Genomic DNA, 26,960 nt, shown 5'->3' with positions numbered 1-26,960 from the left:
TGACAGCGTATACGCGTAACGCCGCCAGGTTGGAACATCGGGGGGCGTTCCGCGTCAGGGGGCTCAGGTGAAGTCGAGGTCACCCGTGCGGGTGCGCTTCAGCTCGAAGAAGTACGGGTAGTCGGCGAGCAGGCGGGAGCCGTCGAAGACCTTGCCCGCGTCCTCGCCCTTCGGGATCTTGGTCAGGACCGGGCCGAAGAACGCGACGCCGTCGATGTGGATGGTCGGCGTGCCGACGTCCATGCCGACCGGGTCCATGCCGCGGTGGTGGCTGGCCTTGAGCTCCTCGTCGAAGTCCGTCGAGGTGGCGGCCTCGGCCAGCTCGGCGGGCAGACCGGCGTCCTCGAGGGCGAGCTTGATGACGCTCTCGTAGTCCTTGTTGCCCTCGTTGTGGTAGCGCGTGCCGAACGCCGTGTAGTACGGCAGCAGCACCTTGTTGCCGTGCGCCTTCTCCGCGGCGATGGCCACCCGCACCGGGCCCCACGCCTTGTCGAGCAGCTCGCGGTACTCCGCGGGCAGGTCCCGACCGTCGTTGAGCACGGCGAGGCTCATCACGTGGAAGCTCAGGTCGATGTCGCGGACCTTCTCGACCTCCAGGATCCAGCGCGACGTGATCCAGGCGAACGGACACACGGGGTCGAAGTAGAAGTCGACCTTCGCCTTGGCCTCTGACGACATGTGGAGAGCCCCATTCCTGTTCACGTTGGGTGCGGGCGCCGGGTACGGGACGCCCCGAACAGAGCAACAACACGAGGTGGGCAGGTCTTCCCGATCCTGGAGTCCACTTCCGGCGGCGTCACGTGATTGGATGCGGGAGTCGTGTTCACGGACATGACGACTTCCCATTCCGACGACGTCGGTGTCGAGCACGGGGGCGCCGGCAGACGAGGTGACCAGTGGCGGCACCCAACCTCACTCGCGACCAGGCCCAGCAGCGCTCGGCGTTGCTGGAAGTCGACTCCTACCGGATCGAGCTGGATCTGACGGACGGCGGCGGCAAGCCGGGTTCGGAGACGTTCCGCTCGACGTCCACGGTTGCGTTCCGCAGCCTGACGGCGGGGGCGTCCACCTGGATCGACATCGTGGCCGCCACCGTCCACCGGGCCGTCCTCAACGGCGTGGAGCTGGACGTGTCCGGCTACCGCGAGGAGGACGGCATCCCGCTGGCGGACCTCGCGGACGTCAACGAGCTGGTCGTCGAGGCCGACTGCCGGTACATGAACACCGGCGAGGGCCTGCACCGGTTCGTCGACCCGGTCGACGGCGGCGTGTACCTGTACTCCCAGTTCGAGACGGCCGACGCCAAGCGGATGTTCGCCTGCTTCGACCAGCCCGACCTGAAGTCCGTCTACGAGATGACGGTGACGGCGGCGGCGGACTGGAAGGTGATGTCCAACTCGGCCATCGAGTCCACTGAGGACGCCGAGGGCGGGGCGGACAGGCACCACTTCGGCGTGACCAAGCCGATGTCGACGTACCTGGTCGCGCTGGTGGCGGGCCCGTACGCCGAGTGGCGCGACGAGTACGTCGACGGCGACTTCACGATTCCCCTCGGCCTGTACTGCCGCGCGTCGCTCGCGCCGCACATGGACGCCGAGCGGCTGTTCACCGAGACCAAGCAGGGCTTCGGCTTCTACCACGAGGCCTTCGGCGTCAAGTACCCGTTCGGCAAGTACGACCAGTGCTTCGTGCCGGAGTTCAACGCGGGCGCGATGGAGAACGCGGGCTGCGTGACGTTCCTGGAGGACTACGTCTTCCGGAGCCGGGTCACGCGCTACCTCTACGAGCGCCGGTCCGAGACCGTGCTGCACGAGATGGCGCACATGTGGTTCGGCGACCTCGTGACCATGCGCTGGTGGGACGACCTGTGGCTGAACGAGTCGTTCGCCACGTGGGCGTCGGTGCTCGCGCAGGCCGAGGCCACCGAGTACAAGCACGCGTGGACGACGTTCGCGAAGATCGAGAAGTCGTGGGCGTACCGGCAGGACCAGCTGCCCTCGACGCACCCCGTCGCGGCGGACATCCCGGACCTCCAGGCCGTCGAGGTCAACTTCGACGGCATCACCTACGCCAAGGGCGCCAGCGTCCTCAAGCAGCTCGTGGCGTACGTGGGCCTGGAGAACTTCCTGGCGGGCCTGCGGGTCTACTTCGCCAAGCACGCGTGGGGCAACGCCACCCTGGCGGACCTGCTCGGCGCGCTGGAGGAGGCGTCGAGCCGCGACCTGTCGTGGTGGAGCGCGCAGTGGCTGGAGACGACGGGCCTGAACCCGTTGCGCCCCAAGTTCTCCGTGGACACCGACTGCAACTTCACCGAGTTCGCCGTGCTCCAGAGCGGGGCCCGGCCGGGCGCCGGCGAGCTGCGCACGCACCGGATCGCGGTCGGCGTGTACGACGACGACGGCAGCGGCAAGCTCGTCCGCACGCAGCGGGTGGAGCTGGACGTCACCGGCGAGCGCACCGAGGTGCCCGAGCTGGTGGGGCTCTCGCGCGGCAAGCTGGTGCTGGTCAACGACGACGACCTCACCTACTGCACGATGCGCCTCGACCCGGACTCGCTGACCACGCTGGTCGACCGGATCGCGGACATCGCCGAACCGCTGGCGCGCACGCTGTGCTGGTCCGCGGTGTGGGAGATGACCCGCGAGGCCGAGCTGAAGGCCCGCGACTTCGTCAACCTGGTGCTGGGCGGCCTGCACTCGGAGACCGAGGTCGGCGTGGTGCAGCGCCTGCTGCTCCAGGCGCAGACCGCGCTGTCGTCGTACGCGGACGCCTCGTGGCGCGACGAGGGCTGGCGCAAGTTCACCACCAAGACCCTGGAACTGGTGCGCGCGGCCGAACCCGGCTCCGACCACCAGTTGGCGTTCGCCAACGCCCTCGCGGGCTCGGTGCTGGACGACGAGGGCATCGCCGTGGTGCGCGGCTGGTACGACGGCACCGACGTGCTGGAGGGCCTGGAGGTCGACACCGACCTGCGCTGGCGCTTCCTCCAGGCGCTCACCGCGCACGGAGCGGCGGGCCTGCCCGAGATCGAGGCGGAGGAGCAGCGCGACCCCACCGCCACCGGCCACCGCCGCGCCGAGTCCGCGAAGGCGCTCCGCCCCACGGTGGAGGCCAAGGACGAGGCGTGGGACCGCGCGGTCAACGACGACGACATCCCCAACGCCGTCAGCGAGGCCATCATCGGCGGCATCTCCCACGCGTCGCAGAAGGACCTGCTGGCCCCGTACGCGGCCCGCTACTTCGCCGACGTGACCGGCGTCTGGGAACGCAGGTCGAGCGAAAGGGCGCAGTCGATGGTCATCGGCCTGTTCCCGGCCTGGTCCATCACCCCGGAAACCGTGAAGGCATCGGACGACTGGCTCGCCTCGGCCGACCACCCGCCGGCACTGCGCCGATTGGTGTCGGAGGGTCGCGCGGGCATCGTCCGGGCACTCGCAGCCCAGGAGTTCGACCGGTCCTGAGAACCGATGAGAACCAAGGTGGGGTGGGAACGCCAGTTCCCACCCCACCGAGGTCAGGCTTTTCCCAGTGAAATGACTACAGCCAGTTCCGAGTCGACCGAATGATGACCCACCAGCTGAGCCAAAGCTGATTGGTGACCACAAGCAGGCGCCGGGGCAACGTAGCCGCCCACCACCCCGGCACAGGACCGACAGCAACCACGCTGGGACCGGTAGCCGCAGGCCACGGAACGTGGCCGATTTGACATGGGGATTTCGGCCTTAAAATTGTGGTCGGGCGGGACTCTCTTCGGACCGCCTTTTGAGCCCGACAAAGGCCGAAATGAGGGGCCCCCATGTCAAATCGGCCACAGCACGCTGGAAATCGCAGCCGCTGAAAGACCACGCTGGAACCAGCGGCCACTGCGACCCACCCAAACCCAAGCCCCACAAAGCACAAAAGCCGCACCCCCAAGGGATGCGGCTTTCGGCGTCAAGTCGGAAAGAATCAGGCCTTGTGGGAGCCCGCCTGGTCGGTGAGCATCCGCAGTCCGCCAACCAGACCGCCCGCGATGTCGCCTTCCTTGAACGACGCCACCATGCTCATCACGGCGAGCTTCGCGCCGCGGTCGTTGACCCGCCGGTGCGATTCCTCGCCGGTCACGATCTCCACGACCCGCTGCCCCGGCGACACCGCGATCAGCACCGCGTGGCTCGCCCGCGCTCCGATGGCCGCGTGCATCTCCTCGGCCGCGGCCCGCGTGTCCCCTTCGAGGGCACCCAGGTACACGCTGAAGTCCAGCCCGGTCTCCCGGCTGGACAGCGTGAGGGCCTCGTCGAGGCTCGCCAGCTGGTTCGGCGTGAACGGCAGTGCGGGCGCGTGCGGCTCGTACATGCGCGCGGCCGAGACGCGGCCGCTGTTCGTGATCACCTCGCCGACGGCCAGGTCGGACGGGTCTACCTGCGGGCGCTGGGCGACTTCACCAGTTGCCACGGGCACCTCCCCTGGCAGTGCGCGCGGGCACGGCGCCGCCGGCCTCTGCGGCGTCGGACGTCTGGTGGGTCGAGCTGACCCCGGCCGGGTTCCCGCTCCACCACACCGGTGCGTAGCCCCACTCCTGCCCTGGGCGGTACCGGGTGATGCGGGTGGCCTTTGGCCTCAGCGTCAGTAGCGTGATCACGCCGTAGATGGCCAGCGGGATCAGCGCGAAGACGAGCACGGTCTCCACGATGGTCACGGCGGTTACGGTAACCGATAGCCCACGTGGGGGCGCTGTCAGGTGCGCATGAGCGGTCGGGCGAGCACCAGTGCCGTCACGACGGTGGTCGCGCCCGCCGCCAGGTAGACCACGCCGAGGGACGTCGCGGCGGCCAGCGGGCCCGCGATCGCGGCTCCCACGGGCGACAGCCCCCAGGCCAGGACGCGGTACGCGCTCGTGACGCGCCCCATGAGCGGCGTCGGGGTCAGGCGCTGCCTGCGGGTGGCCGACAGGACGTTCCAGCCCGCCGACGCGGCCCCGAACAGCACCACGGCCACCAACGCGGCCGCCAGGTGCGGCACGGCCCCGTACAGGGCGAACGCGGCCCCCAGCACGACCAGCGCGCCGACCATCACCCGACCGGGGCCGAGCTTGGCCGCCACCAGGGGGCTGATCCGCGCGCCGGCGAGCGCGCCGAGCGAGATCACCACGACCAGCCACGGCACCGCCGACGGCGGCAGGCCGAGCACCGTGACGGCGTACAGGGCGAACATCGCGTTCACGGCGGACGCGCAGATCGCGGTCACGGCGACCGCGATCACCAGCACGCGCAGCCGGGACGAGCGGACCAGGAAGCCGGCGCCCTCGGCGAGCTGCGTGCGCAGGGACGTGCGCGGCGGGCGGTCGGGCGTGACCTCCGGGAGCCGGAACACCAGGTAGGCGGCCACGACGAAGGTGAGGGCGTCCAGCGCGAAGCAGGCGGCGGGCTCCCACCAGAACAGGGCGCTCGCGGCGAGCGGGCCGACCAGGTCCATGCCGACGGTCTCGACGGTCACGAACCGCCCGTTGGCCCGTTCCAGGTCGTCCGGACCGGCCAGTTCCACCAGCAGCACCTGCGACGCCGTGTCGGCGAACGTCTCGGCGCTGGTGAGCAGGAACGCGAAAGCGCATAACAGCGCGACGTTCGCGCGGTCGGCGACCACGGCGAAGGCCAGCAGGCCGGTGACGACGGCGCGGAACGTGTGCGCGACGGCCACGACCGTCCGGGGCGACCAGCGGTCGACCAGCACTCCGGCGGGCAGCGCGACCATCAGCCACGGCAGGGCCGTCGCGACGGCCACGGCGGACGCCGCGAGCGGGCTGCGCGTGCTGATCGCGGTGTACAGCGGGAGCGCGACGGTGCGCACGCCGTCGCCGACCAGGGACGTGGCCCACGCGCCCGTGAGCCTGCCGAAGTCGCGCGTCCCCACACCTCTGGCCTGAAGGGCACCGACCATCCGCCACGACCTCGCTTCGACCGTTTCCGACGGGGGAACCCCGGTGACGTTACGCACCGTGTCCAGACGGTGACATCCGCACCAACCGGAGGTGTTCACGCGGGTCAACGGCTACGGCCGGACGGTCTCCGACCGGACGGCGGCGAACGGCGGCCGGTTTGGCGTCTTGTTTCCGAGGCACTCGGCTTCTAGCTTTTCACCTATACGGGTCTTGCTTTTCCTCGAACGAGGCCAATCCGGGCCTCAACGCGTCCTGGAGGACACAACATGTACACGATCAACGCTGCCCAGACCGCCGCCTTCACCCTTTCGAACTACGGCCAGGCGGAGCAGAGTGTTACGACCGGTCAGCAGCGGGACCGTGCGCGTGCGTCCGTTCGGATCACGATGGACGACTCCGTTCGGATCACCGCGAAGGACTCCGTTCGGATCACTTCCGCCGCGGACTCGGTCCGCATCACGGCCAAGGCCGATTCCGTGCGCATCACCGCCCTCGACTCGGTCAGGATCACCGCCAAGAAGGATTCTGTCCGAATCACCGCGAAGGACTCCGTCCGGATCACGTCCCACGACGACTCGGTCCGCATCACGGCCCTCGACTCGGTGCGCATCACGGCGAAGGACTCGGTCCGCATCACCGCGCTGGACTCGGTGCGCATCACCGCCAAGGACTCCGTGCGCATCACCGCCAAGGACTCCGTGCGGATCACCGCGCACGACGACTCGGTCCGGATCACCGCTCACGACGACTCCGTGCGCATCACGGCCCACGACGACTCGGTGCGCATCACCGCCCTGGACTCCGTGCGGATCACGTCCGAGGACTCGGTGCGGATCACGGCGCTGGACTCGGTGCGCATCACCGCCAAGGACTCCGTGCGGATCACCGCGCGCGACTCCGTGCGCATCACCGGCAAGGCGGACTCCGTGCGCATCACGGCGGACGACTCGGTCCGCATCACGGCGCTGGACTCCGTGCGCATCACCGCCAAGGACTCGGTGCGCATCACCGCGAACGACTCCGTGCGGATCACGGCGCGCCGCGACGAGCTCGCGCCGGCGGCCTGATGGAGCACCACCGGCAGCGAGCCCGTTCAGCTAGGCAGCGGGTTCGCCGAGGTACGGCAACCAGAGCGGGTCGGCCTCGGTGACACCGGCCAGCAGCCGCCAGTGCGGCCCCCTGGGCGCGTTCGGCACGACGCGGAGCCGCCACCCCAGTTCGGACAGGAGCTTGTCCGCCTTGCGGTGGTTGCACTTCGCGCAGCACGCGACGCAGTTCTGCCAGGTGTGGGGCCCACCCCGACTGCGAGGGACGACGTGGTCGATCGTCTCGGCCCGACCGCCGCAGTACGCGCACCGGAAGCGGTCCCGGTGCATCAACCCGGCCCTGGTCAACGGAACGCGCCCCCGGTAGGGGACGCGCACGTAGGTACTGAGCCGGATCACGGACGGCACTATGACCTCGGCCGACGACGAGTGGACCATGGAACCCGCCGGGTCCCCGTGGACGACCTCGGCCTTGCCGCAGACGACGAGCACGACCGCGCGTCGCAGGGACAGCGCGGTCAGGGGCTCGAACGTGGCGTTGAGCAGGAGCACTTTTCTTCTACCCCAGGGGAACACGACCGGCGCGTGACCGGTACCCTCCCCATTGCGGTCCCCGTCGTCCGACACGGAACGGACGATGGCCTGTTTTTGGCCAGCAGGGACCCTCGGCGCGACCCCTGATGTGCTCAGGGCGCCGATCGGGGTCGGTTGTCGGTCTGGCACGCGACCACCTCCACCGGTACAGCCATAGCAGACCACAGATCACCCCCGAAAAGCACGTGTGCAAGCCCACCCGAGATCGAAATGTGGGTGAACGCCGCCCTATCGGGGATCGTTTTCAACCAACGCTACGCTTCCCCAGGTGACTGAGGTTCCCCCCGCAGCTCTGCCTGCGACGATGACCTACCCGGCCGCCGTTCGGCTCGACCTCGTCGAGGACCTGCACGGCCACCCGGTGGCCGACCCGTACCGCTGGCTGGAGGACTCGGCCGACCCCCGCACAGCGGAGTGGTCCAGATCACAGGACGAGCTGGGTCGCTCGTGGCTGGACGAGCTGCCGGGGCGCGAGGCGCTCGGCGACCGGCTGCGCGACCTGCTGCGGACCGGCTCGGTGTCGACGCCGACGTGGCGCGCGGGCCGGGCGTTCTTCTCCCGCCGCGACCCCGACCAGGACCACGCCGTCGTGCACGTGCGCGAGGCCGACGGCTCCGAGCGCGTGCTGCTCGACGTGAACCGGCTCGACCCGTCCGGCGCGACGACGCTGGACGCGTGGTCGCCGAGCCTGGAGGGGACGCTGCTGGCGTACCAGGTGTCGGTCGGCGGCAACGAGAAGTCGTCGCTGTCCGTGATCGACGTGGAGTCCGGCGACCTGGTGGAAGGCCCGATCGACCGCTGCCGCTACTCCCCCGTGGGCTGGCTGCCCGGCGGCGAGGAGTTCTACTACGTCCGGCAGCTCGACCCGGCGGACCTGCCGGAGGACGAGCGGCTGTTCCACCGCCGGGTGTGGCGGCACCGGGTCGGCACGGACCCGGCGAACGACCTGCGGGTGCACGGCGACGGGCTGGACCACACCTACTTCTACGGGCTGTCCACGTCGTCCGACGGCCGGTGGCTGCTCGTCAACGGCTCGCCGGGCACGGTCCGGCACGACTCGGTGTGGATCGCGGACCTGCACGGGGACCGGGTGCTGCGCCAGGTGGTCGACACGTCGGCGGCAGCGCAGACGACCGCGTGGATCGCCCGCGACGGCAGGCTGCTCCTGCTCACGTCCCTGGACGCGCCGCGGTTCCGGCTGTGCGCGACCGATCCGACGACGCCGACGCCCGAGCACTGGGTGGACGTCGTGCCCGAGCAGGACGACTCGGTGCTCGACGGCGCGAAGTGGCTGGACGACGGCCTGGTCGTGCTGCGCACCCGGCACGCGGTGTCCGAGCTGCACCTGCACGACCCGGTGACCGGCGAGCACCGGCGCGCGGTCCCGTTGCCGGGCACCGGCTCCGTGCACGGTCTGTCCATTGTGGACGACGAGCGCGGCGACGACGTGTGGTTCGGGTACTCCGACTTCACCACGCCGCTGTCGGTGTACCGGCACTCGCTGTCGCGCGGCACGACCGAGCTGCACGCGACCGCGCCCGGCGTCGTGGAACTACCCGCCGTGACGACCCAGCAGGTGGAGTACACCTCCGCTGACGGCACCACCGTGCGGATGTTCGTCGTGTCCCCGGAGCGCGAACCCGACTTCCCCCGGCCGACGCTGCTCTCCGGCTACGGCGGGTTCGCCGTCGGCCGCGGCCCCGGCTACAGCGCCACGACGCTCGCGTGGGTCGAGGCGGGCGGCGTGTGGGTGCACGCCTCGCTGCGCGGCGGCGACGAGGAGGGTGAGCAGTGGCACAAGGCGGGAATGCGCGGGCACAAGCAGAACGTGTTCGACGACTTCCACGCCGCGGCCGAGCGGCTGATCCGCGACGGGTGGACCACGCCGCAGCAGTTGTCGATCATGGGCGGCAGCAACGGCGGCCTGCTCGTCGGGGCCGCGTTGACCCAGCGCCCGGAGCTGTACGCGGCCGTGGTGTGCTCGGCCCCACTGCTGGACATGGTGCGGTACGAGAACTTCCTGCTCGGGCGGCTCTGGGCGGAGGAGTACGGCACGGCCGCCGACGCCGAAGAGTTCACGTGGCTCTTGTCCTACTCTCCGTACCACCGGGTTCGCCCCGATGTTGAGTACCCTTCAGTGCTGTTCACGGTGTTCGAGTCGGACACCCGAGTGGATCCCAACCACGCCCGCAAGATGTGCGCCGCACTGCAGCACGCGACCACGTCCGACCCGGCCAAGCACCCCGTGCTGATCCGGCGGGAGACCGAGGTGGGGCACGCGGGCCGTTCGGTGAGCCGGACGGCGGCCCTGGCCGTGGACCAGCTGACCTTCCTCGCCCACGCGACGGGCCTGGACTTGTAGGAGGTATTCGTTCGTGCAGGGACTGGATGACGCCAAGCAGGCGCTCGCCATCGACTGGTGGGTGGAGAACGGGCCGAAACTCGCCCAGGCGGGGTTGCGCATCGCGCTGATCCTGCTGATCGCGATCGTGGTCCGCTGGCTCCTGCGGCGGCTGATCGACCGGTTGACCAGGGGCGGCGACGCGGACCGCAAGCCGTCCCTGCTGCGCCCCCTGCGGGAACGGGCGCCACAGGCCTTGGGCGCGCTGGTGTCGGAACGCCGGGACCAGCGCGCCAAGACCATCGGCTCGGTGCTGAAGTCCGTGACGACCATGGGCGTCTTCGGCATCGCCTTCATCCAGGTGCTCACCGAGCTGGGCATGAACGTGGCCCCGATCCTGACGTCCGCTGGCATCCTCGGCGTGGCCATCGGTTTCGGCGCGCAGAACCTGGTGAAGGACTTCCTGTCCGGCATGTTCATGATGCTGGAGGACCAGTACGGCGTCGGCGACGTCGTGGACCTCGGTCCCGCGACCGGCACCGTGGAGGCGGTCGGCCTCCGGATCACCACGATCCGCGACGGCAACGGCACCGTCTGGTACGTCCGCAACGGCGAGATCCTGCGCGTCGGCAACTCCAGCCAGGGCTTCGCGGTCGCCGTGGTCGACCTGCCGCTCACCTACGGCGCGAACCTGGCCGAGGCCAGCGAGGTGCTGGAGCGGGTGTCGCTGGAGGCGACCGAGGAGGAGCCGCTGTCCAAGGACGTCATCGACAAGCCGCAGGTGCTCGGCGTGGAGAAGGTCACCGCCGAGGGCATCACCATGCGCGTCACGGTGAAGGTCCGCCCCGGCCGCCAGTGGTCGGTGCAGCGCGCGCTGCGCGCGAAGCTCATGCCCGCCCTGGAGAAGTCCGGTGTGACGACCGTCAAGTCCTGATCAGTTCACGCATCCGCCCCCCGACGTGCGCGGGGGCGGATGCGTGAGTCAGGATGGACGAGTGGGCACTCCGGAGAACTTCTACGAAGCCGTGGGCGGGTACGACACCTTCCACCGGATCGTCGCGCGCTTCTACCAGGAAGTGGCCACCGACGAAGTGCTCCGGCCGCTCTACCCCGAGGAGGACCTCGGTCCCGCGGAGGAGCGCTTCCGGCTGTTCCTCATGCAGTACTGGGGCGGCCCGCACACGTACTCGGACAACCGCGGCCACCCGAGGCTGCGGATGCGGCACCAGCCGTTCACCATCGGCCCGATCGAGCGCGACGCCTGGCTGCGCTGCATGAAGATCGCCGTCGACGAGGAGAACCTGTCGCCCGAACACCGGGCTCAGCTGTGGGCCTACCTCGAAATGGCCGCGAACAGCCTCATGAACGCCTGGGTCTGATCTTCTCGGCACCTCCCCGCTGGGCCCCTCATGGGGGCGACCCACGCCACCCCGAATGGCAGGATGAACACTCGTGCGACGATCCTCCGACCTCCAACCAGAGATCGCCGACGAGGCCGCCTGGTGGCGTGACGCGGTCTTCTACCAGGTGTACGTCCGCTCGTTCGCGGACTCGAACAACGACGGCATCGGCGACCTGGACGGCATCCGGTCGCGGCTGGGCTACCTGGAGCTGCTCGGCGTCGACGCGCTGTGGCTCACGCCGTTCTACCGCTCGCCGATGGCCGACCACGGCTACGACGTGGCGGACCCGAGGGACGTCGACCCGGTGTTCGGCGACCTGGCCGCGTTCGACGCGCTGGTCGCGGACGCGCACGCGCACAACATGCGGATCACCATCGACCTGGTGCCCAACCACACCAGCGACCGCCACCCGTGGTTCCAGGCGGCGCTGAACTCGCCCCCCGGCAGCCGGGAGCGGGCGCGGTACATCTTCCGCGACGGCGGCGGTTTCGACGGCTCGCAGCCGCCGAACAACTGGACGAGCGTGTTCGGCGGCTCGGCGTGGACGCGGGTCCGCGACGGCCAGTGGTTCCTGCACCTGTTCGCCACCGAGCAGCCCGACCTGAACTGGGAGAACCCCGAGGTCCACGCCGACCTGGAGCAGACGCTCCGGTTCTGGCTCGACCGCGGCGTGGACGGGTTCCGCATCGACGTGGCGCACGGCATGGCGAAGCCGTTCAACCTGCCGAACATGGACCCGCGAGCGCAGGGCGCGTCCGGTGCGCTGCTGCACGACGACATCCGCGACCCGCGGTTCGACGACGACGCCGTGCACGAGATCCACCGGATGATTCGCAAGGTCCTCGACGCGTACCCGAACCGCATGGCGGTCGGCGAGGTCTGGGTGACCGACGACGAGCGCTTCGCGCGCTACGTGCGGCCGGACGAACTGCACCTGGCGTTCAACTTCCGCTTGGTGGAAGCCGGTTTCGACGCGGACCAGGTCCGCTCGGCCATCGACCACTCGCTCGGCGCGGTCGCCCACTCCGGCACCCCCGCCACGTGGACGCTGTCCAACCACGACGTGGTGCGGCACGTGAGCCGCTACGGCGGCGGACCGCTCGGCCTCAAGCGGGCGCGGGCGATGATCCTCGTCGAACTGGCGCTGCCCGGCGTCGTGTACCTCTACAACGGCGAGGAACTGGGCCTGCCCAACGTGGAGCTGCCCGAGTGGGCGTTGCAGGACCCGACGTGGGAGCGCTCCGGCCACACCGAGCGCGGCCGTGACGGCTGCCGCGTCCCGATCCCGTGGGAGGGCAACGTCCCGCCGTTCGGGTTCTCGGAGAACGCGCACACCTGGCTGCCCGTGCCGAACGAGTGGCACGACGTCACCGCCGAGGCGCAGCTGGAGGACCCCGACTCGATGCTGTCGCTGTACCGGCACGCGCTGGAGCTGCGCAAGTCCCAGCCGGGCGTCGCGGGCGACGAACTCGAGTGGTACGGCGCCCCTCCCGGCTGCTTCGCGTTCCGGCGCAAGGGCGGCGGCCTCATCTGCGCCCTCAACACCTCCGGCGCCTCGGTGCCGCTGCCGCCGGGCGAGATCCTGGTCTCCAGCGGCCCCATGGACGGCGCTCAACTGCCGCCGGACACCGCGGTGTGGCTGGTCTGACGTGCGAAGGGGAGCCCACGGGCTCCCCTTCCGTCTCTCCGCTCGTGGCCGATCACCGCGAGGTGCTGATGGTGTCGGCGGAGGCCGTTCTCCAGCGGGCGCACCGGGTTCTCGCGGTGGTCGCCTCCGGCGTTGACGTCGGTCGAGCGGGTGTGCTCGATACGTCACGCCACGGTCCGCGCGGTCCGGCCCGTGCCCTCGATGCCCCACGTGACGATCCGGCGCGGGACCAGGCGGATCCACGCGCGGTCGAAGCGGATGGGCGCGCCGATGCGGAGGCCGACCTCCTCGCCGCCCTCCTCGAACGTCTCGGCGTGGCCGCGGATCTCGATGCCGCGCGGGTTCCACGGGGCCGCCGACTCCATGTCGTCCACGACCAGCGCGACGGCGGGGTCGCGACTGGCGTCGCGGAACTTCTTGGTGGCGGACATGCCCGCGACGCCACCGATCACGACGACGCCCGCGTCCAGGAACACGCCGACCGGGACGACGTGCGGGGCTCCCGACGGTCCCACGGTGGCGAACCGGCCGAGGGTCTGGCCGTGCAGGTAGTCGAGTTCGGCTGGGGTGAACACGCGGCGGCTCCAACGGGGTGAGGGGATGCCGCGAATGATCAGCCGCGGTGGTCGGGGGGTCAACCGGGTTTCGCCGGCGCACACTGGGCGGCATGGACGACGGCTTCGTCGGGCGGCGGCGTGAGCGCGACCTGCTGCTCGGGCTGCGGGACAGCGGCCGCGGGGCGACCGTGGTCGTGCTCGGCGAGGCGGGGATCGGGAAGTCGCGGCTGGTCGAGGTGCTCGACGGGCCGGTGCTGGTCGGGAGGGCCGTCGCGGACGAGGGGGCGCCCGCGTTTTGGCCGTGGACGCGGTTGCTGAGCGGGCCGCACGCCGTGGCGCTGGGGTTGGGGCCGGGGCTGCTGTCGGTGGACCCGGAGCCGTCGGCGCGGTTCCAGGCCATCGCGCGGTGCGCCGACGCGGTGGTCGCGGCGCGGCCGGAAGCGCTGGTGCTGGAGGACTTCCACTGGGCCGACGACGCGTCGCTGCGGCTGCTGCGGTACCTGTGCGCGGAGGGCAGGCTGCTGGTCGTCGTGACCAGCCGGACCCCGCTCGACGGGCTGTCCGGTGCGCACGAGCTGCGGTTGGAGCCGTTCGGGCGCGACGAGGTCGCCGAGTACCTGGGGCCGGACGCCGACGAGGACCGGGTGACCTCGGTGCTGCGGGCCAGCGGCGGGATTCCCCTGTACGTCCGGGAAAAAGCGCGCGCGCCGCACCGGTTCGCCGGGCTGGGCGCGGAGTGCGGGCGGCTGCTGGACGGGGCCGCGGTGTTCGGCGAGGAGGTGGACCTCGCCGTGCTGCGGGCCGATCGGGCGGCGGTCGCTGAGGCCGTGCGGGCGGGGATCCTGGTCGACGACCCGAGCGCGCCGGGGACCGTGCGGTGGTCGCACGCGCTGATCCGCGACGCCCGCTACGACGGGCTGGCCAGGGACGAGCGGATCGAGTGGCACCGGCGGCTGGCGGAGGCCGTGGAGAGCGCGCCCGATCGGGCCCGGCACCGGCTGCGCGCGGTCGTGGACGCCGACAGCCGGGCCACCGCGGTCCTGGCCTGCCGGGAGGCCGCCGCGGACGCCGAAGAGCGGCAGGCGTTCGACGACGCGGCGGACTGGCTGAAGCGCGCGCTGCCCCTGCTGGACGACGACGGCGACCGCACCACGTGCCTGCTGTCGGTCGCGGAGTCGTTGCGGCGGGCCGGGAAGGTGACCGAGTCCGTCGAGCACTGCGTGGCCGCGGCGGACCTCGCCGAACGGACCGGCGACCACGACGCGCTGGTGCGGGCGGCGGTCGTGGTGCGGGACGTGCAGGGCCCGGTGAGCCCCGCCATCGCGCTGCTCTGCGAACGCGCGCGGGCGGTGCTCGGTGACGAGGACAGCGCCCGCCACGCGCTCGTGCTCGCCCAGCACGCGGCCACGTTGGGCGACCTGACCGACTTCGGCCGCGCGCGACCGTTGAGCGTGCGCGCGCTGGCGATGGCCGAGCGGTCCGGCGATCCGGACGCGCTGCGGCACGCGATCAACGCCCGCCACCTGATCGCGGCCCGCCCGGTCGACGTCTCCGAGCAGTTGCGGCTGGGTGCCAGGATGATCGCGCTCGGGAGTCCGGAAGCCGCGCTGTGGGGCCACCTCTGGCGGATCGACGCGGCCATGAGCCTGGGGGCGACCGCCGAGGTCGACGCCCAGCTGATCCACCTGGAGGCGCTGGTCGACCGGTTGGGCTGGGCGCTCGCCCGCTGGCACCTGTTGCGCGCCAAGGCTTCCCGCGCGGTGCTGGTGGGCAGGTTCGCCGAGGCCGAGCGGTTGGCGGACGAGTTCGGCGCGGTGTCCGCGCGCACCGAGGACGTGTCGGCGAAGGCGTTCTCGCCCGCGTTCCGGTGGCAGCTCGCGCGCTGGACCGGGCAGCCCTGCGAGGTGGACTCCCCCGCGCTGGCGGCGGGCGAGGGCATTCCGATCATCATGGCCGTGCACGGGATCCACCTGCTGCGCAGCGGCTGCCGCGACCGGGCCCGGCTGCGGTTGCGGCAGCTCGCGCCGCTGCTCGCCGACCTGCCGGTGGACGGGCGGTGGCTGGGCACCGTGCTGATCACCGGCCTGCTCGCCGCCGCGTTCGACGACCGCGCGACGCTCGAACTGGCCTACGACCTCACCGCACCGCACGCGGCGCACTACGCGAACGCCCTGACCGGCATCGAGGGCTCGATCAGCCGGGCGCTCGGCGAGTTCGCCACGGCTCTGGGCAGGCACGACATCGCGATGGCACACCTGCGGGACGCCCTCGCGATGGAACGCCGGATCGGCGCGCTGCCGTGCCTCGCGCTCGCCCACCTCGCCACGGCGAAAGCGCTGGTCGCCGCCTCGGGACCGGCCGCGCGGGCGGTCGAGCACCTGGACGACTGCCTGCACCTGAGCAGGCAGCTGGGCATGGCCCCCACGACGGCCGAGGCGACCGCGCTGGTCGATGAGCTGACCGGCGTGCGCGGCGGCGTGGCGAGCCTGACCGCCCGTGAACGGGAGATCGCCGGGCTGGTCGGCGAGGGGCTGTCGAACCGGGCCGTCGCCGACCGGCTGGTGCTGTCCGAGCGGACCGTCGAGTCGCACGTGCGCAACCTGCTGGCGAAGCTCGGGCTGGTCAACCGGACCCAGGTGGCGACTTGGGTGGCCCGCGCCGGGTTGCGTGGCTGACCTCCGTGGTGGCACTGAGGCGCGGCGGGGGTCCCGCGTCCGACGATTCCGGGCAACAGCCACTACCCCGGAGGTGACCGGATGTTCGCCAGGATCGAGCACGCCGACCAGATCCCGACCACTGCCGCCGTCGCGCACCTGATGACCGAGATCGGCAGCGGCAGGCACGTCGTGCTGTCGCTGCACGAGGACGGCGGCGACTACACCGTGCAGGACCACTGGTCCGGCCCGGCGAGCGATGAGGAGCCCGCCGCCGTGTCGTTGGTGCACTTCGACGGCCCGCTGAGCGAGGCACGGCAGACGGCGGCGACGCGGGCGTTCGAGGAGCGCATCAAGCCCGCGCTGGCACGGGTGCCCGGCCACGTCGGGACCATGCTGCTGGCCGGACCGGTCGACTCCTTCGTCGTCGTCGCGATGGCGACCTCGCTGGAGGCGCTGGAGGCGGGCGGTGTCGCGGTCAACTCGACCGAGCTGCTGCCCGACGAGGACCCCGCGCTGCTCACCGGGCCGGACCGGTTCTTCGTCCACCGCGTGGAGAAGACCGTCACGCGGGGTTGAGGACGCTCTCCGGCCGGGGTTCCCGCGCCTCGCGGCTGCCGTGCCGCTCGAAGATCACCAGTGCCTCGGTCCACGCCCCGTCGGCCCCGTCCTGGTCGCCCAGCGCGGCCAGGACGGCCGACAGGTCGCGCAGCGTGCGGGCCCGCCAGACCGGCAGGCTCAACGCGTCCCACCACTGGAGAGAACGCTCCAGGTAGCGGTGGGCCACGTCCGGGCGGCCCGCCGCGTGCTCCAGCTCGCCCAGGGTGCGCAGCAGCAACGCCTGGCCGAAGCCGTCCTGCATGTCGTTGCACGTGGCCAGGCACTCCAGCAGGTCGCTGCGCACGGCGTCGCCGCGGCCCTGCCGGATGCGGACCTTCGCCAACGCCTGCACGGCGTACGCGGACATCAGCCGGTCGCCGAGCCTGCGCAGGATGTCCACGGCGGCCTCGCTGCTGCGGGCGGCCTCGTCCAGCCGTCCCGCCGCGCGGTGCACGATGCCGACCGACCGCAGCGCTATGGCAGTCGCCCGGCGGTCACCGAGCGTCCGGTACGCGAAGAGGGTCCGCTCGCACGTGGCCAGCGCCTCCTCCAGGTCGCCCTGCTCGGTGAGGACGCGGCCCAGCTCGTGCTCGGCCTGGGCGACGGCGTGCCGCTCGTCGAGCGCGCGCAGCTCCGGCAGTGCGACGGTCAGCGACTCGAAGGCCTTCGCGAGTTCGCCGCGCTCGCGCCGCACGGTGCTCAGCGCCAGACGGGTCATGGCCTGGCCGTGGGCGTCGGCGGTGTGCGCGTACGCCTCCAGCGCCTGCTCGAAGTAGCGGCCGGACTCGTCGAAGCGGTCCTGCTCGTAGCGCAGCCAGCCGAGACCGGACAGCAGCCGCGCCTCGCCGGTGCGGTCGCCGACCCGCTGGGCGGCCTCCAGCGCGGCCGAGTGGGTGCGCCACCACTGGCCGAACAGGTTGCGGACGGAGAACCGCGACGAGCACAGCGCGGCGGCCAGCCTCGTGGCGATGTCGGTGAGGTCCAGCTCGCTGATCCGCTCGACCACGCCGACCAGGTCGGCCTGCTCGGCGTCGAACCAGGCCTCGGGGTCGGCGAGCAGCTCGCCCGCGAGGTCGTCGGCCAGGTACGGCGAGGCGGCGGGCGTCCCGGTGTCGCCGAACTGGGCGTGCGGCATCCGCTGACCCGCCGTCTCCACGAGCACCAGCCACGACTCGGCGGCCCGCGTGCAGGCCGCCCGGATCTCGGCGGCGGACTCCTCGGCGTCCCCGCGCTCACGGGCGAACGCGCGGGTCAGGTCGTGCAGCTGGTAGCGCAGCGACCCGTTGTCGTCGCTGGTCACGACGTCGAGCAGCTGGGCGTCGACGAGCCGTTCGACGACCTCCTCGCCCTCGTCGGGCGGGCAGTCGATCAGTGGCGCGACCAGCCAGCCGCCGAACGTGGACACGTCCAGCAGCCCCAACCTGCGCAGCGCGGCCCGTTCGCGTTCGGCCAGGCCCGCGTAGCTCAGCGCGAGGCTGCCGCGCACCTCCAGGTCGCCGAGAGTCAGCTCTTGGAGGACCCGGCGCTGCACCCGCAGCCGCTCGACCAGGCGGCTGAGCTTCCAGTGCGGTCGGGCGGCCAAGCGCGCGCCCGCGATGCGCACGGCCAGCGGCAGCCGTCCGCACAGCCGCACGATGTGCTGCGCGGCCTCCGGCTCGGCGGCCGCGCGACCGTCCCCGATGACCCGGTCCAGCAGCTCGAACGCCTCCGAGTCGTCCAGCACGTCCAAGCCGAGCTGGGCTGCGCCGCCCAGTGCCCCGAGCCGTTCGCGGCTGGTCACGAGCACCGCGCAGGTGGCGCTGCCGGGCAGCAGTTGCCGGATCTGGCGTTCGTCGGCGGCGTCGTCGAGCACGACGAGGACCTTCCGGTCGGCCAGCAGCGTGCGGTAGAGCTGGGCGCGCTCGTCGGCGTCGGCGGGCATCGCCGCGTCCGCGACGCCGAGCGCCCGCAGGAACCCGGCCAGCACCTCGAACGGCTCGGCCCGCACGGCGTGGACGCCCCGCAGGGTCGCGTAGAGCTGGCCGTCCGGGAAGTGCTCGCGGACGGCGTGCGCGACGTGCATGGCCAGCGTCGACTTGCCCGCGCCCGGCTTGCCGGAGATCGCGCACAGCCGCACGGCGGTGGCCGTCGCGGACAGGTGCTCGGACAGCTGGACGATCTCGTCCGCGCGGCCGGTGAAGTCGGCGATGTCGAACGGCAGCTGGCTGGGCCGCTGCGGCAGGACGACCACGTTCACGACGTCCGGTTTCGGCGGGGACGCGACCGGCTCGTCCTCGGCGCGCAGGATGCGGTCGTGCGTGGAGCGCAGCGCCTGACCGGGTTCGAGGCCCAGCTCGTCGAGCAGGACCCGGCGGCCCTCCTGGTAGCACGCGAGCGCGTCCGCCTGCCTGCCCGACTGGTGCAGCGCGAGCATGAGCTGGCTGCGCAAGCGTTCGCGCAACGGATGCGCGGCCACCGCGGCGCTCAGCTCGGCGACCAGCGCCGCCCCGCGGCCGATCGCCAGGTCGGCGTCCACGCGGTCCTCCAGCGCGGCCAGCCGCAGCTCCTCCAGCCGGGACCGCTCGCCCTGCGCCCACTCGCCCTGCGCCCCGCCGAGCGCGGGCCCGCGCCACACGGCCAGCGCGGCGGTGAAGCGCGCCGCGGCCTCCTCCAGGTCGCCGTCCGCGAGCGCGCGACGACCGGCGCCGACCTCGGTGGTGAACACGTGCAGGTCGACCTGGTCCAGCCCGGCCGCGAGCAGGTAGCCGCCGCCGTTGCGCGAGATCACGTCCGCCTCCTCGGCGAACGCGCGCCGCAGCGTGGACACGTACGTGTAGACGGCGGCACGGGTCTGCTCGGGCGGCTCCTCGCCCCACACGGCGTCCACGAGCTGGTCCTGCGAGACGACCCGGCCCGCGTGCACCGCGAGCAGCGCCAGCAACGTGCGCGGCTTGGGACCGCCGACGGAGACCGCGACACCGTTGACGTACGCCTCGACCGGTCCGAGAACCCGGAACTCCACGTGCCTCCCCCCGCTCACCCGGCACGACTAGGGCAGAACCACCACCGTAGTCGAAATCCGACGAGGCCTCACACGAGAAGCGGCAGCATGGAGTGCCTGCGGCGGACGATCGCGCCGAACCGCGCGTCGATGCGCAGCCACGAGTCCGTCGCCGTCACCCGCACCTCGTCCTCCTCGGTCGTGCCGAGGAACCCCATCCCGGACAGCGCGAACAGGCAGCGCAGCGGCACCTTCACGTCGAGGCCGGAACCGCTGACCGTGATCACCGTCTGGTCGAGCAGCGACGCGGGCGGCGTGCCGTGCGGGCCCGCGTTCTCCCGCGCCACGGCCACGCCCTCGTCCGCCAGCCCGGACACGACGCTGCCGGGCAGCCGGTCCACCGGCAGCCAGCCCGCCGTCGGCGGCAGCGCCGACCGCCACATCAGGTCCTTCGCCGGGCCGGGGTCGACCGTGGCGCTGCGCACGACGGCCAGCCCCATCAGCAGGTCGCTGCCGGACACCGTGACGTCCGACGGTTCGAGCCTGCCCGCGACCGTGCGCGTGGCCAGCGCGTCGAACGGCGTGGCCACCCACGCGTCCACCAGCCCGCTGTCCGCGCGGTTGCGCAACCGCACCACCGCCTGCGGCTCCAGCCGGACGCCCCGCGCGACGAACGCGCCGAGGTCGTCCCGCTCGGCGGGGTCGGCCAGGATCAACTCAGGCACCGTTACCTCCGGCACGCCAGCCCGCGAGGAAGTCGCGCTCGGCTTCGTCGAGACGCCGCGGGCGTGCGGCCGTCACGTTGTAGGGCACCAGCAGCGTTTCCGCTTTCGTCACGACAACGCTGTCGTCACCGCGCTGGTTCCGCACGGTGTAGTCCAGCAGGAACGACGCGCTGCGCAGTTCGCGCACCGACATCTCGACGACGATCTCGCCGCCGGTGAACACGATGGGCGCGATGTAGTCCACCACGAGCCGGGCCACCACCACACCCTGCGTCATGTCCGTCACGCCGTGCCGCGCGGCCTCGGTGAACAGCAGGTCGATCCGCGCCTCCTCCAGCAACGTCACCGTGTTGGCGTGGTTGACGTGGCCGAAAGCGTCCATGTCCGACCACCGCGGCCGAACCCCCGTGACGAACACACCCAACGGAACGCGCCTCCTGCAAGTCTGTGGAATCCGCCCAGCCTAGCGAGTCCCCTCGCGGGCGAGACGCGTGAGTTCACCGGCACGGGCGGGATCGAACGGGGTGATCACGGGTTCGCCGTTCTCGCGCTTCCAGGTGCCGACGACACGACCGTCCAGGACGACGTGCGGGGTGAGGAAACCGCCGCCCGTCTGGATCTTGCGCGCGTGGTCGGAGGGAAGGGCGAGGGACCGGTCGCGGTAGCCGAGGAGGTAGGTGTCGAAGTGGCCGAGCAGCTTGAGGGTGCCGATCGGCTCCGCGATTTCGGTGCCATCCGGGAGAAAGCCGAAGTCGGTCCGCCGGAGGATTTCGGTGTCGATCCGCCGCACTTCCGCGAGCTTCAGCCCGCTCCACGAGGCGAAGTCCTCGATCGTCGCCGGGGCGTAGGCGTCGAGATAGCGGTGGAACAGGTCGGTGAGACCGCGAGGATCGCTTTGCCGGTCGAGGAGGAAGTACGTGTCGTCCATGCCCCGCTGGACGACACCGGAGTTGGCCGCGAACGCCAGCAGGTGCGCGGCGGCCTGCCCCGCTTCCAGGACGATCCCGACCTCCGCCAACGCCTTGACCGTGGCGGCGCGGTCTTTCGGTTCGCGGAGGATGTCCTTGAGGGCGTCGAGGGCACGGGCGCACAGGTCGTCGTCGAGCCCGAGCTGGTCCCGCCGCCGTTTGCCCGCCGCGATGAAGTGCGGCCCGAGAAGCCCGACGACCCAACCGGCGTCGTCGGGGTGGAGCAGGTGCAGGGTGCCGCGCATCGCCCACGTGCGAACGCCGTCGGTGGTGAGGCCGCGATTGCGGGCGGCTTCGCCGACAGCTCGGACGTCCTGCGCCTGCAACGCAACGACATCGCGAAGGTCTTCGGCGGGAGTGACGAGGCGCTGGGAGGACATGCGGGTGGCGAGCGCCTGATCAGCGGAAATCGAGTGCGGCACGGGACGACTGTAGTGCGATCCACAACGGGACCAGCAGGAACAAGGGGTCCCCGCACCAACGAAAAACCCCCGACGCCCGGAAGGGCATCGGGGGTTTCTCACTCCGACGTCACATCACCATGCTGCGAATCTGCCGGGCCGCGACGGACAGCGTCGCGAGGTCCAACCGGTTCGCCTGGTTGATCTCCTCCAGCGCCGCACGGGACCTGCTCAGCCGCGACGAGTTGAGCTGCTCCCACGTGGCGATCTTCTCCTCCGCGCTGTCACCCGGATCGCTGATCCGCAGCACGTCCAACGTGATCGCCCGCAACGACGAGTAGAAGTCGTCCCGCAGCGCCAGCCGCGCCAGCGCGTGCCACCGGTTCCCGCGCTCCAGCGCCGACACCGAGCTGAGCATGTGGTCCATGTCCAGGTGCTCGGACAGCGCGTGGTACAGCTCGGCGGTCTCCAGGTGGGACCGCTCCGGCAGCAGCCCGGTGCCGTCTCCGGCCTCCCGTTCCGCCAGCTCGGCGATCTCGGTGATGTCCAGCAGGCTGTAGGTGAACAGCTGCGACGCCACCCGGCACGCCAGGTCCTGCGACACGCCCCCGTTGACCAGCCGGGCCACGTGCAGGTCCAGCGCCGTGCGTTCCCTGCCCTGCAACAGGTCCGGGATCTTGCCCGCCAGCTCGGCGACGACGCCCGCGAAGCGGGAGATCGTCGACCCGACCTGCAACGGCTGCGGCCGGTTCGAGAGCAGCCAGCGGGACGCGCGGTCCAGCAGGCGCCGTGACTCCAGCACCATCTCGTCGGCCACGGCCGTGTCGAGCTTGTTGTCGAGACCGCGGATCTCGTCCCAGTGCGCCTTGAGCCCGAAGATCTCCGTGACCACGGCGAACGCGCGGACCGCGTCCGTCGGGGACGCGCTGATCTCCTCGCCCAAGCGGAACGGGTACGAGATGCCCGCGCCGTCGATGACCTCGTTGACCAGCACCGTCGTGGTGATCTGCTTGCGCAGCGGGTGGGCCGGGATGACGTCGGTGAAGCGCTCGCGCAGCTCGCTGGGGAAGTACTCCGGCAGCTTGCGGGCGAACGTCTCGACCTCCGGGAGGTCGCTGGCGAGCACGTCCTCCTTCAGCGCGAGCTTCACGTGCGCGAGCAGCGTGCACAGCTCCGGCGACGTGAGGCCCTGCTCGGCCTTCTCCATCGCGCGGAACTGGGCGGCGCTGGGCAGCGCCTCCAGCTCGCGGTCCAGCACGCCGCGCTTCTCCAGGTCCGCCACGAGCCGCGCGTGCACCGACAGCATCGGCACGGCGTGCGCCCGGCTGACGCCCATGACGGCGTTCTGCGCGTAGTTGTCCGCCAGCACCAGGTCGCCGACCTCGTCGGTCATCTGGCCCAGCAGGTCGTTGCGCTGCTGCTGGTCGAACTTGCCCTCGCGGACGAGCTGGTCCAGCAGGATCTTGATGTTGACCTCGTGGTCGGAGCAGTCGACGCCCGCCGAGTTGTCCAGCGCGTCGGTGTTGACCTTGCCGCCCTTGCGGGCGAACTCGATCCGGCCGCGCTGGGTGAGGCCGAGGTTGCCGCCCTCGCCGATGACCTTGACCCGCAGGTCCGCGCCGTTGACGCGCAGCCCGTCGTTGGCCTTGTCGCCGACCTCGGAGTGCGTCTCGGTCGCGGCCTTGACGTACGTGCCGATGCCGCCGTTCCACAGCAGGTCGACCGGCGCGAGCAGGATCGCCTTCATCAGCTCGTGCGGCGACAGCTTCTCGACGCCGTCGGCGATGCCGAGCGCTTCCCGCGCCTGCGCGCTGATCGGGATGGACTTGGCCGTGCGCGGCCACACCCCGCCGCCCGCGCTGATCAGCGACAGGTCGTAGTCCGCCCACGACGAGCGCGGCAGCTCGAACAGCCGCTTGCGCTCGACGAACGACGGCCCGGCGACCGGGGTCGGGTCGATGAAGACGTGCCGGTGGTCGAACGCCGCGACCAGGCGGATGTGCTCGGACAGCATCATGCCGTTGCCGAACACGTCGCCGGACATGTCGCCGACGCCGACGACGGTGAACTCCTCGGACTGGGTGTCCAGGCCCAGCTCGCGGAAGTTGCGCTTCACGCTCTCCCACGCGCCCTTGGCGGTGATGCCCATGGCCTTGTGGTCGTAGCCGACCGAGCCGCCGGAGGCGAACGCGTCGCCGAGCCAGAAGCCGTAGGAGATGGCGACCTCGTTGGCGATGTCGGAGAAGGACGCCGTGCCCTTGTCCGCCGCGACGACGAGGTACGTGTCGTCGCCGTCGTGCCGGACGACCTGCGGCGCGGGGATGACCTTGCCCGAGTCGAGGTTGTCCGTCAGGTCCAGCAGGCCGGAGATGAACTGGCGGTAGCAGGCGATGCCCTCCGCCAGGAACGCCTCGCGGTCCAGACCGGCGTCACCGGTCGTGGCGGGCGGGCGCTTGACGACGAAGCCGCCCTTGGCGCCGACCGGCACGATGACCGCGTTCTTCACGGCCTGCGCCTTCACCAGGCCCAGCACCTCGGTGCGGAAGTCCTCGCGCCGGTCCGACCAGCGCAGACCGCCGCGCGCCACCGCGCCGAAGCGCAGGTGCACGCCCTCGATGCGGGGCGAGTACACGAAGATCTCGAACCGCGGCCGGGGCTGCGGCAGCTCGGGGATCGCCTGCGGGTTCAGCTTCACGGCCAGGTAGGGCCGCGAGTTCCCGTCGGCGTCGCGGAAGAAGTAGTTCGTCCGCAGCGTGGCCTGCACGAGCGTGAGCAGGCTGCGCAGGATGCGGTCCGCGTCCAGGCTCGTCACGTCGTCGATCAGCTTCGCCAGGCCGCCGGTGATCGACTCGGTGCGGGCGGCGCGGTTCGCGTCGTCGAGCGCCGGGTCGAAGCGGGCCTCGAAGAGGTGCACGAGCTCGCTCGCGACCTCCGTGTGGCCGAGCACGACGTCCTCGATGTAGTCCTGGCTGTACGGCGTCCCCGCCTGGCGCAGGTACTTCGCGTACGCGCGCAGCATCGCGGCCTGCTGCCACGTCAGACCCGCCTGCAACACCAGCGTGTTGAAGCCGTCGACCTCCGCCTCACCGCGCCACGCGGCGGCGAACGCCTCCTGGAAGCGGGTCTGCACGGTGTCCAGGTCCGAGGTGTTCAGCCGGTCCAGGATCTTCTGCTCGATGCGCAGGCCGAAGTCGTAGATCCAGCACAGCACGCCGTCCTCGCGGACCAGGTCGTACGGGCGCTCGTCGACCACGACGACACCCATGCGCTGCAACATCGGCAGCACCTGCGACAGCGTGATCCGGTCGCCCGCCAGGAACAGCTTGAACCGCCGCTCCCCCGGCTCGGCGTTCTCCGGCACGTAGAAGACCATGTCCAGGTCGCCCGGCCGGAGCGCCTCGATGCGGCGGAAGTCGGCGAGGCCGTCCGCGGCGGCGAAGTCCTCCTTGTAGGCCTCCGGGAAGGCCACGGCGAACCGCTGGCCCTGCTCGTTGGCCGACTCGGTGCCCAGGCCGCCGTTGTGGCCGCCGTCGGCCTGCTCGGCCAGCACGGCGTCGACCATCCGGTCGTCCCAGCTGCGCACGGCCTCGGCCAGCCGGTTCTGCAGGTCGACCGTGTCGACCTCGACCGTGCGACCGGGATCGGTGTGCACCATGAAGTGCACCCGCGCGAGGGCCGATTCCCCTATGCGCGCGCTGTACTCCAGGTTCACGCCGCCCAGCGCGTCGAGCAGGACCTCCTGCATGGCCAGCCGCGACGTCGTCGTGTAGCGGTCGCGCGGCAGGTAGACCAGGCACGAGTAGAAGCGGCCGTACGGGTCGCGGCGCAGGAACAGCCGCAGGCGGCGGCGTTCGGCGAGCGCGATCACGCCCGCGACGGTCGCGTAGAGCGTGTCGGCGTCGACCGAGAACAGCTCGGTGCGCGGGTAGTTCTGGACGACCTCGAGCATCCGCTGACCCGAGTACGAGTGCAGCGGGAAACCCGCGCGGTGGATGACCTCGCGCACGCGGCGCTCGATCACCGGGATGTCGAGCACGTCCTCGTGCAGCGCGGTCGTGCCGAACACGCCGAGGAACCGGTGCTCGCCGGTCACGTCGCCGTTGGCGTCGAACGTCTTCACGCCCACGTAGTACGGGTACACCGACCGGTGGACGCTGGACTGCGCGCTCGCCTGGGTCAGCACCAGCAGCTCGGGCGACAGCGCCTGCGCGCCCGCGTCCGGCCCGGCCGTGAGGCTGCGGGCGGCGAGGCTGTCCTGGCGCAGCACGCCGAGACCGGAGGCGAGGACCGCGCGCAGGGCCGGTTCGCCGTTGGTCGCGGGGTCGTCGCGGATCAGCTCGTACTGGCGGTAGCCGAGGAACGTGAAGTGGTCGTTCGCGAGCCATCGCAACAGCTTCGCGCCGTCCGTCGTCTCGTCCGGCGACAGCCGCGGCGGGTCGCTCTCCAGGACGTCCGCGAGGTCGCGGGCGGTCTTGGTCATCTTGTCGGTGTCCTCGACGACCTCGCGGACGTCGTTGAGCACCGCGTACAGCCGGGTCTCCAGCTCGCGGGCCCGGTCCGGGTCCGTGATCAGGTCGACCTCGATGTTCATCCACGACTCGGCGATCGCGTCCGCCGGTGGCGCGGACGGGTCGGCCAGCGGCAGGACCTCGAGCAGCTCGCCGGTGACCGGGTCGCGGCGGACCACGACGATCGGGTGCACCACGCGCTGGACCTGGACACCGCCGCGGGTCAGCTCGGAGGCGACGGAGTCGACCAGGTACGGCATGTCGTCGGTGACGACCTGCACGACCGTGACCGGACACGCCCAGCCGTCGTGCGCGCGGGTCGGGTTCAGGATGCGCACGGCCGGACGGCCCGGCACCCGCGACTCGGCGAGTTGGTGGTTGGACCGCACCGCGCCCAGCAGGTCCACGGGGTCGTCGTCGTTGACTTCCTCGGCGGGCACGTGGCGGTAGTACAGGCGAAGGAGATCGGCGAGTTCCGGCGCGGTGTCGGCAGCCCGTTCGATCAATTCATCCCGATCCTGCTCGGGGCTGGCCGAGCGGCTTTCGCCTGGCTCGGCACGGCCGGCATCGAGCTCGGAACGGGACGGGGCTCCAGTCGAGGTCATGTTCAGGCGACTC

At 71.4% G+C, this 26,960-nt stretch carries 19 protein-coding genes; 8 read left to right on the top strand and 11 right to left on the bottom strand.

Going from position 1 to position 26,960, the window contains the following annotated elements; all coding sequences use genetic code 11:
* Window positions 1–63: 63 nt before the first annotated feature.
* On the bottom strand, window positions 64–678 hold the full coding sequence (locus ACFWW9_RS28035; protein ID WP_390383995.1) for a DsbA family protein: 615 nt from the start codon (window positions 676–678) through the stop codon (window positions 64–66).
* Between the two features lie 218 nt (window positions 679–896).
* Here ACFWW9_RS28035 and pepN point away from each other — a divergent pair, with 218 nt between their 5' ends.
* Window positions 897–3,461, top strand: coding sequence for an aminopeptidase N (gene pepN / locus ACFWW9_RS28030; RefSeq protein WP_390383993.1), 2,565 nt, complete (start codon window positions 897–899; stop codon window positions 3,459–3,461).
* Window positions 3,462–3,948: 487 nt separating this feature from the next.
* Here the strand turns inward: pepN and ACFWW9_RS28025 are convergent, their stop codons facing one another.
* From ACFWW9_RS28025 to ACFWW9_RS28015, 3 genes are read right to left on the bottom strand one after another with little or no spacing between them, the layout of a single operon-like run.
* The gene (locus ACFWW9_RS28025; protein WP_390383991.1) at window positions 3,949–4,434 is read right to left on the bottom strand and encodes a DUF5130 family protein; all 486 of its coding nucleotides are present in this window, start codon (window positions 4,432–4,434) and stop codon (window positions 3,949–3,951) included.
* A complete protein-coding gene (locus tag ACFWW9_RS28020) occupies window positions 4,421–4,678 on the bottom strand; it encodes a hypothetical protein (protein ID WP_390383989.1) in 258 nt (85 codons plus the stop codon). Before ACFWW9_RS28020 ends, ACFWW9_RS28025 begins: the two co-directional genes overlap by 14 nt.
* Before the next feature lie 38 nt (window positions 4,679–4,716).
* Window positions 4,717–5,916: an MFS transporter gene (locus tag ACFWW9_RS28015; RefSeq protein WP_390383986.1), complete on the bottom strand. Its 1,200-nt coding sequence runs from the start codon at window positions 5,914–5,916 to the stop codon at window positions 4,717–4,719.
* Between the two features lie 267 nt (window positions 5,917–6,183).
* Here ACFWW9_RS28015 and ACFWW9_RS28010 point away from each other — a divergent pair, with 267 nt between their 5' ends.
* Window positions 6,184–6,984: a DUF2345 domain-containing protein gene (locus tag ACFWW9_RS28010; protein WP_390383984.1), complete on the top strand. Its 801-nt coding sequence runs from the start codon at window positions 6,184–6,186 to the stop codon at window positions 6,982–6,984.
* 30 nt (window positions 6,985–7,014) lie between these two features.
* On the opposite strand, the gene ACFWW9_RS28005 is transcribed toward ACFWW9_RS28010, so the two are convergent.
* Window positions 7,015–7,686, bottom strand: a complete 672-nt coding sequence (locus ACFWW9_RS28005; RefSeq protein WP_390383982.1) for an HNH endonuclease — start codon at window positions 7,684–7,686, stop codon at window positions 7,015–7,017.
* Window positions 7,687–7,825: 139 nt separating this feature from the next.
* Between ACFWW9_RS28005 and ACFWW9_RS28000 the strand changes: the two genes are divergently transcribed.
* The 4 genes from ACFWW9_RS28000 to ACFWW9_RS27985 all read left to right on the top strand — a co-directional run bounded on the left by ACFWW9_RS28000 (window position 7,826) and on the right by ACFWW9_RS27985 (window position 12,949).
* On the top strand, window positions 7,826–9,919 hold the full coding sequence (locus ACFWW9_RS28000) for a prolyl oligopeptidase family protein (RefSeq protein WP_390383980.1): 2,094 nt from the start codon (window positions 7,826–7,828) through the stop codon (window positions 9,917–9,919).
* Window positions 9,920–9,932: 13 nt separating this feature from the next.
* Complete coding sequence (locus ACFWW9_RS27995; protein ID WP_390383978.1) at window positions 9,933–10,832, top strand: mechanosensitive ion channel family protein; 900 nt, start codon at window positions 9,933–9,935, stop codon at window positions 10,830–10,832.
* Window positions 10,833–10,893: 61 nt separating this feature from the next.
* Window positions 10,894–11,277, top strand: coding sequence for a globin (locus tag ACFWW9_RS27990; protein ID WP_390383976.1), 384 nt, complete (start codon window positions 10,894–10,896; stop codon window positions 11,275–11,277).
* A 73-nt stretch (window positions 11,278–11,350) separates the two neighbouring features.
* Window positions 11,351–12,949, top strand: a complete 1,599-nt coding sequence (locus ACFWW9_RS27985; protein WP_390383974.1) for a glycoside hydrolase family 13 protein — start codon at window positions 11,351–11,353, stop codon at window positions 12,947–12,949.
* A gap of 164 nt (window positions 12,950–13,113) precedes the next feature.
* Here the strand turns inward: ACFWW9_RS27985 and ACFWW9_RS27980 are convergent, their stop codons facing one another.
* Complete coding sequence (locus ACFWW9_RS27980) at window positions 13,114–13,524, bottom strand: PPOX class F420-dependent oxidoreductase (protein ID WP_390383972.1); 411 nt, start codon at window positions 13,522–13,524, stop codon at window positions 13,114–13,116.
* A gap of 92 nt (window positions 13,525–13,616) precedes the next feature.
* Here ACFWW9_RS27980 and ACFWW9_RS27975 point away from each other — a divergent pair, with 92 nt between their 5' ends.
* Complete coding sequence (locus ACFWW9_RS27975; RefSeq protein WP_390383970.1) at window positions 13,617–16,181, top strand: LuxR C-terminal-related transcriptional regulator; 2,565 nt, start codon at window positions 13,617–13,619, stop codon at window positions 16,179–16,181.
* An 81-nt stretch (window positions 16,182–16,262) separates the two neighbouring features.
* Window positions 16,263–16,739, top strand: coding sequence for a hypothetical protein (locus tag ACFWW9_RS27970; RefSeq protein ID WP_390383968.1), 477 nt, complete (start codon window positions 16,263–16,265; stop codon window positions 16,737–16,739).
* Here ACFWW9_RS27970 and ACFWW9_RS27965 read toward each other — a convergent pair.
* The 5 genes from ACFWW9_RS27965 to ACFWW9_RS27945 all read right to left on the bottom strand — a co-directional run bounded on the left by ACFWW9_RS27965 (window position 16,726) and on the right by ACFWW9_RS27945 (window position 26,947).
* Entirely contained in the window at window positions 16,726–19,761 is a 3,036-nt protein-coding gene (locus tag ACFWW9_RS27965; RefSeq protein ID WP_390383966.1) for a BTAD domain-containing putative transcriptional regulator, read from the bottom strand. The two genes, ACFWW9_RS27970 and ACFWW9_RS27965, sit on opposite strands and share 14 nt — an antisense overlap.
* Before the next feature lie 68 nt (window positions 19,762–19,829).
* Window positions 19,830–20,465 carry a hypothetical protein gene (locus ACFWW9_RS27960; protein ID WP_390383964.1) on the bottom strand — a complete coding sequence of 212 codons (636 nt, stop codon included), beginning with the start codon at window positions 20,463–20,465 and terminating at the stop codon, window positions 19,830–19,832.
* Window positions 20,458–20,889, bottom strand: coding sequence for an acyl-CoA thioesterase (locus ACFWW9_RS27955; protein WP_390383962.1), 432 nt, complete (start codon window positions 20,887–20,889; stop codon window positions 20,458–20,460). The genes ACFWW9_RS27960 and ACFWW9_RS27955 overlap by 8 nt, the downstream gene beginning before the upstream one ends.
* 39 nt (window positions 20,890–20,928) lie before the next feature.
* The gene (locus ACFWW9_RS27950) at window positions 20,929–21,855 is read right to left on the bottom strand and encodes a DNA glycosylase AlkZ-like family protein (RefSeq protein WP_390383960.1); all 927 of its coding nucleotides are present in this window, start codon (window positions 21,853–21,855) and stop codon (window positions 20,929–20,931) included.
* 109 nt (window positions 21,856–21,964) lie between these two features.
* The gene (locus ACFWW9_RS27945; RefSeq protein WP_390383958.1) at window positions 21,965–26,947 is read right to left on the bottom strand and encodes an NAD-glutamate dehydrogenase; all 4,983 of its coding nucleotides are present in this window, start codon (window positions 26,945–26,947) and stop codon (window positions 21,965–21,967) included.
* Window positions 26,948–26,960: the final 13 nt, after the last annotated feature.

The organism is Umezawaea sp. NPDC059074 (assembly GCF_042738955.1).
Lineage (GTDB): Bacteria > Actinomycetota > Actinomycetes > Mycobacteriales > Pseudonocardiaceae > Umezawaea.
The sequence above is the reverse complement of the archived record's forward strand: the minus strand, read 5'-3'. Positions and strand labels throughout refer to the sequence as shown.

Coding starts and splice junctions, on each gene's coding strand:
- ACFWW9_RS27945 (WP_390383958.1), bottom strand. CDS start 26,947: ATGACCTCGACTGGAGCCCCGTCCCGTTCCGAGCTCGATGCCGGCCGT.
- ACFWW9_RS28015 (WP_390383986.1), bottom strand. CDS start 5,916: ATGGTCGGTGCCCTTCAGGCCAGAGGTGTGGGGACGCGCGACTTCGGC.
- ACFWW9_RS28010 (WP_390383984.1), top strand. CDS start 6,184: ATGTACACGATCAACGCTGCCCAGACCGCCGCCTTCACCCTTTCGAAC.
- ACFWW9_RS27970 (WP_390383968.1), top strand. CDS start 16,263: ATGTTCGCCAGGATCGAGCACGCCGACCAGATCCCGACCACTGCCGCC.
- ACFWW9_RS28035 (WP_390383995.1), bottom strand. CDS start 678: ATGTCGTCAGAGGCCAAGGCGAAGGTCGACTTCTACTTCGACCCCGTG.
- ACFWW9_RS27975 (WP_390383970.1), top strand. CDS start 13,617: ATGGACGACGGCTTCGTCGGGCGGCGGCGTGAGCGCGACCTGCTGCTC.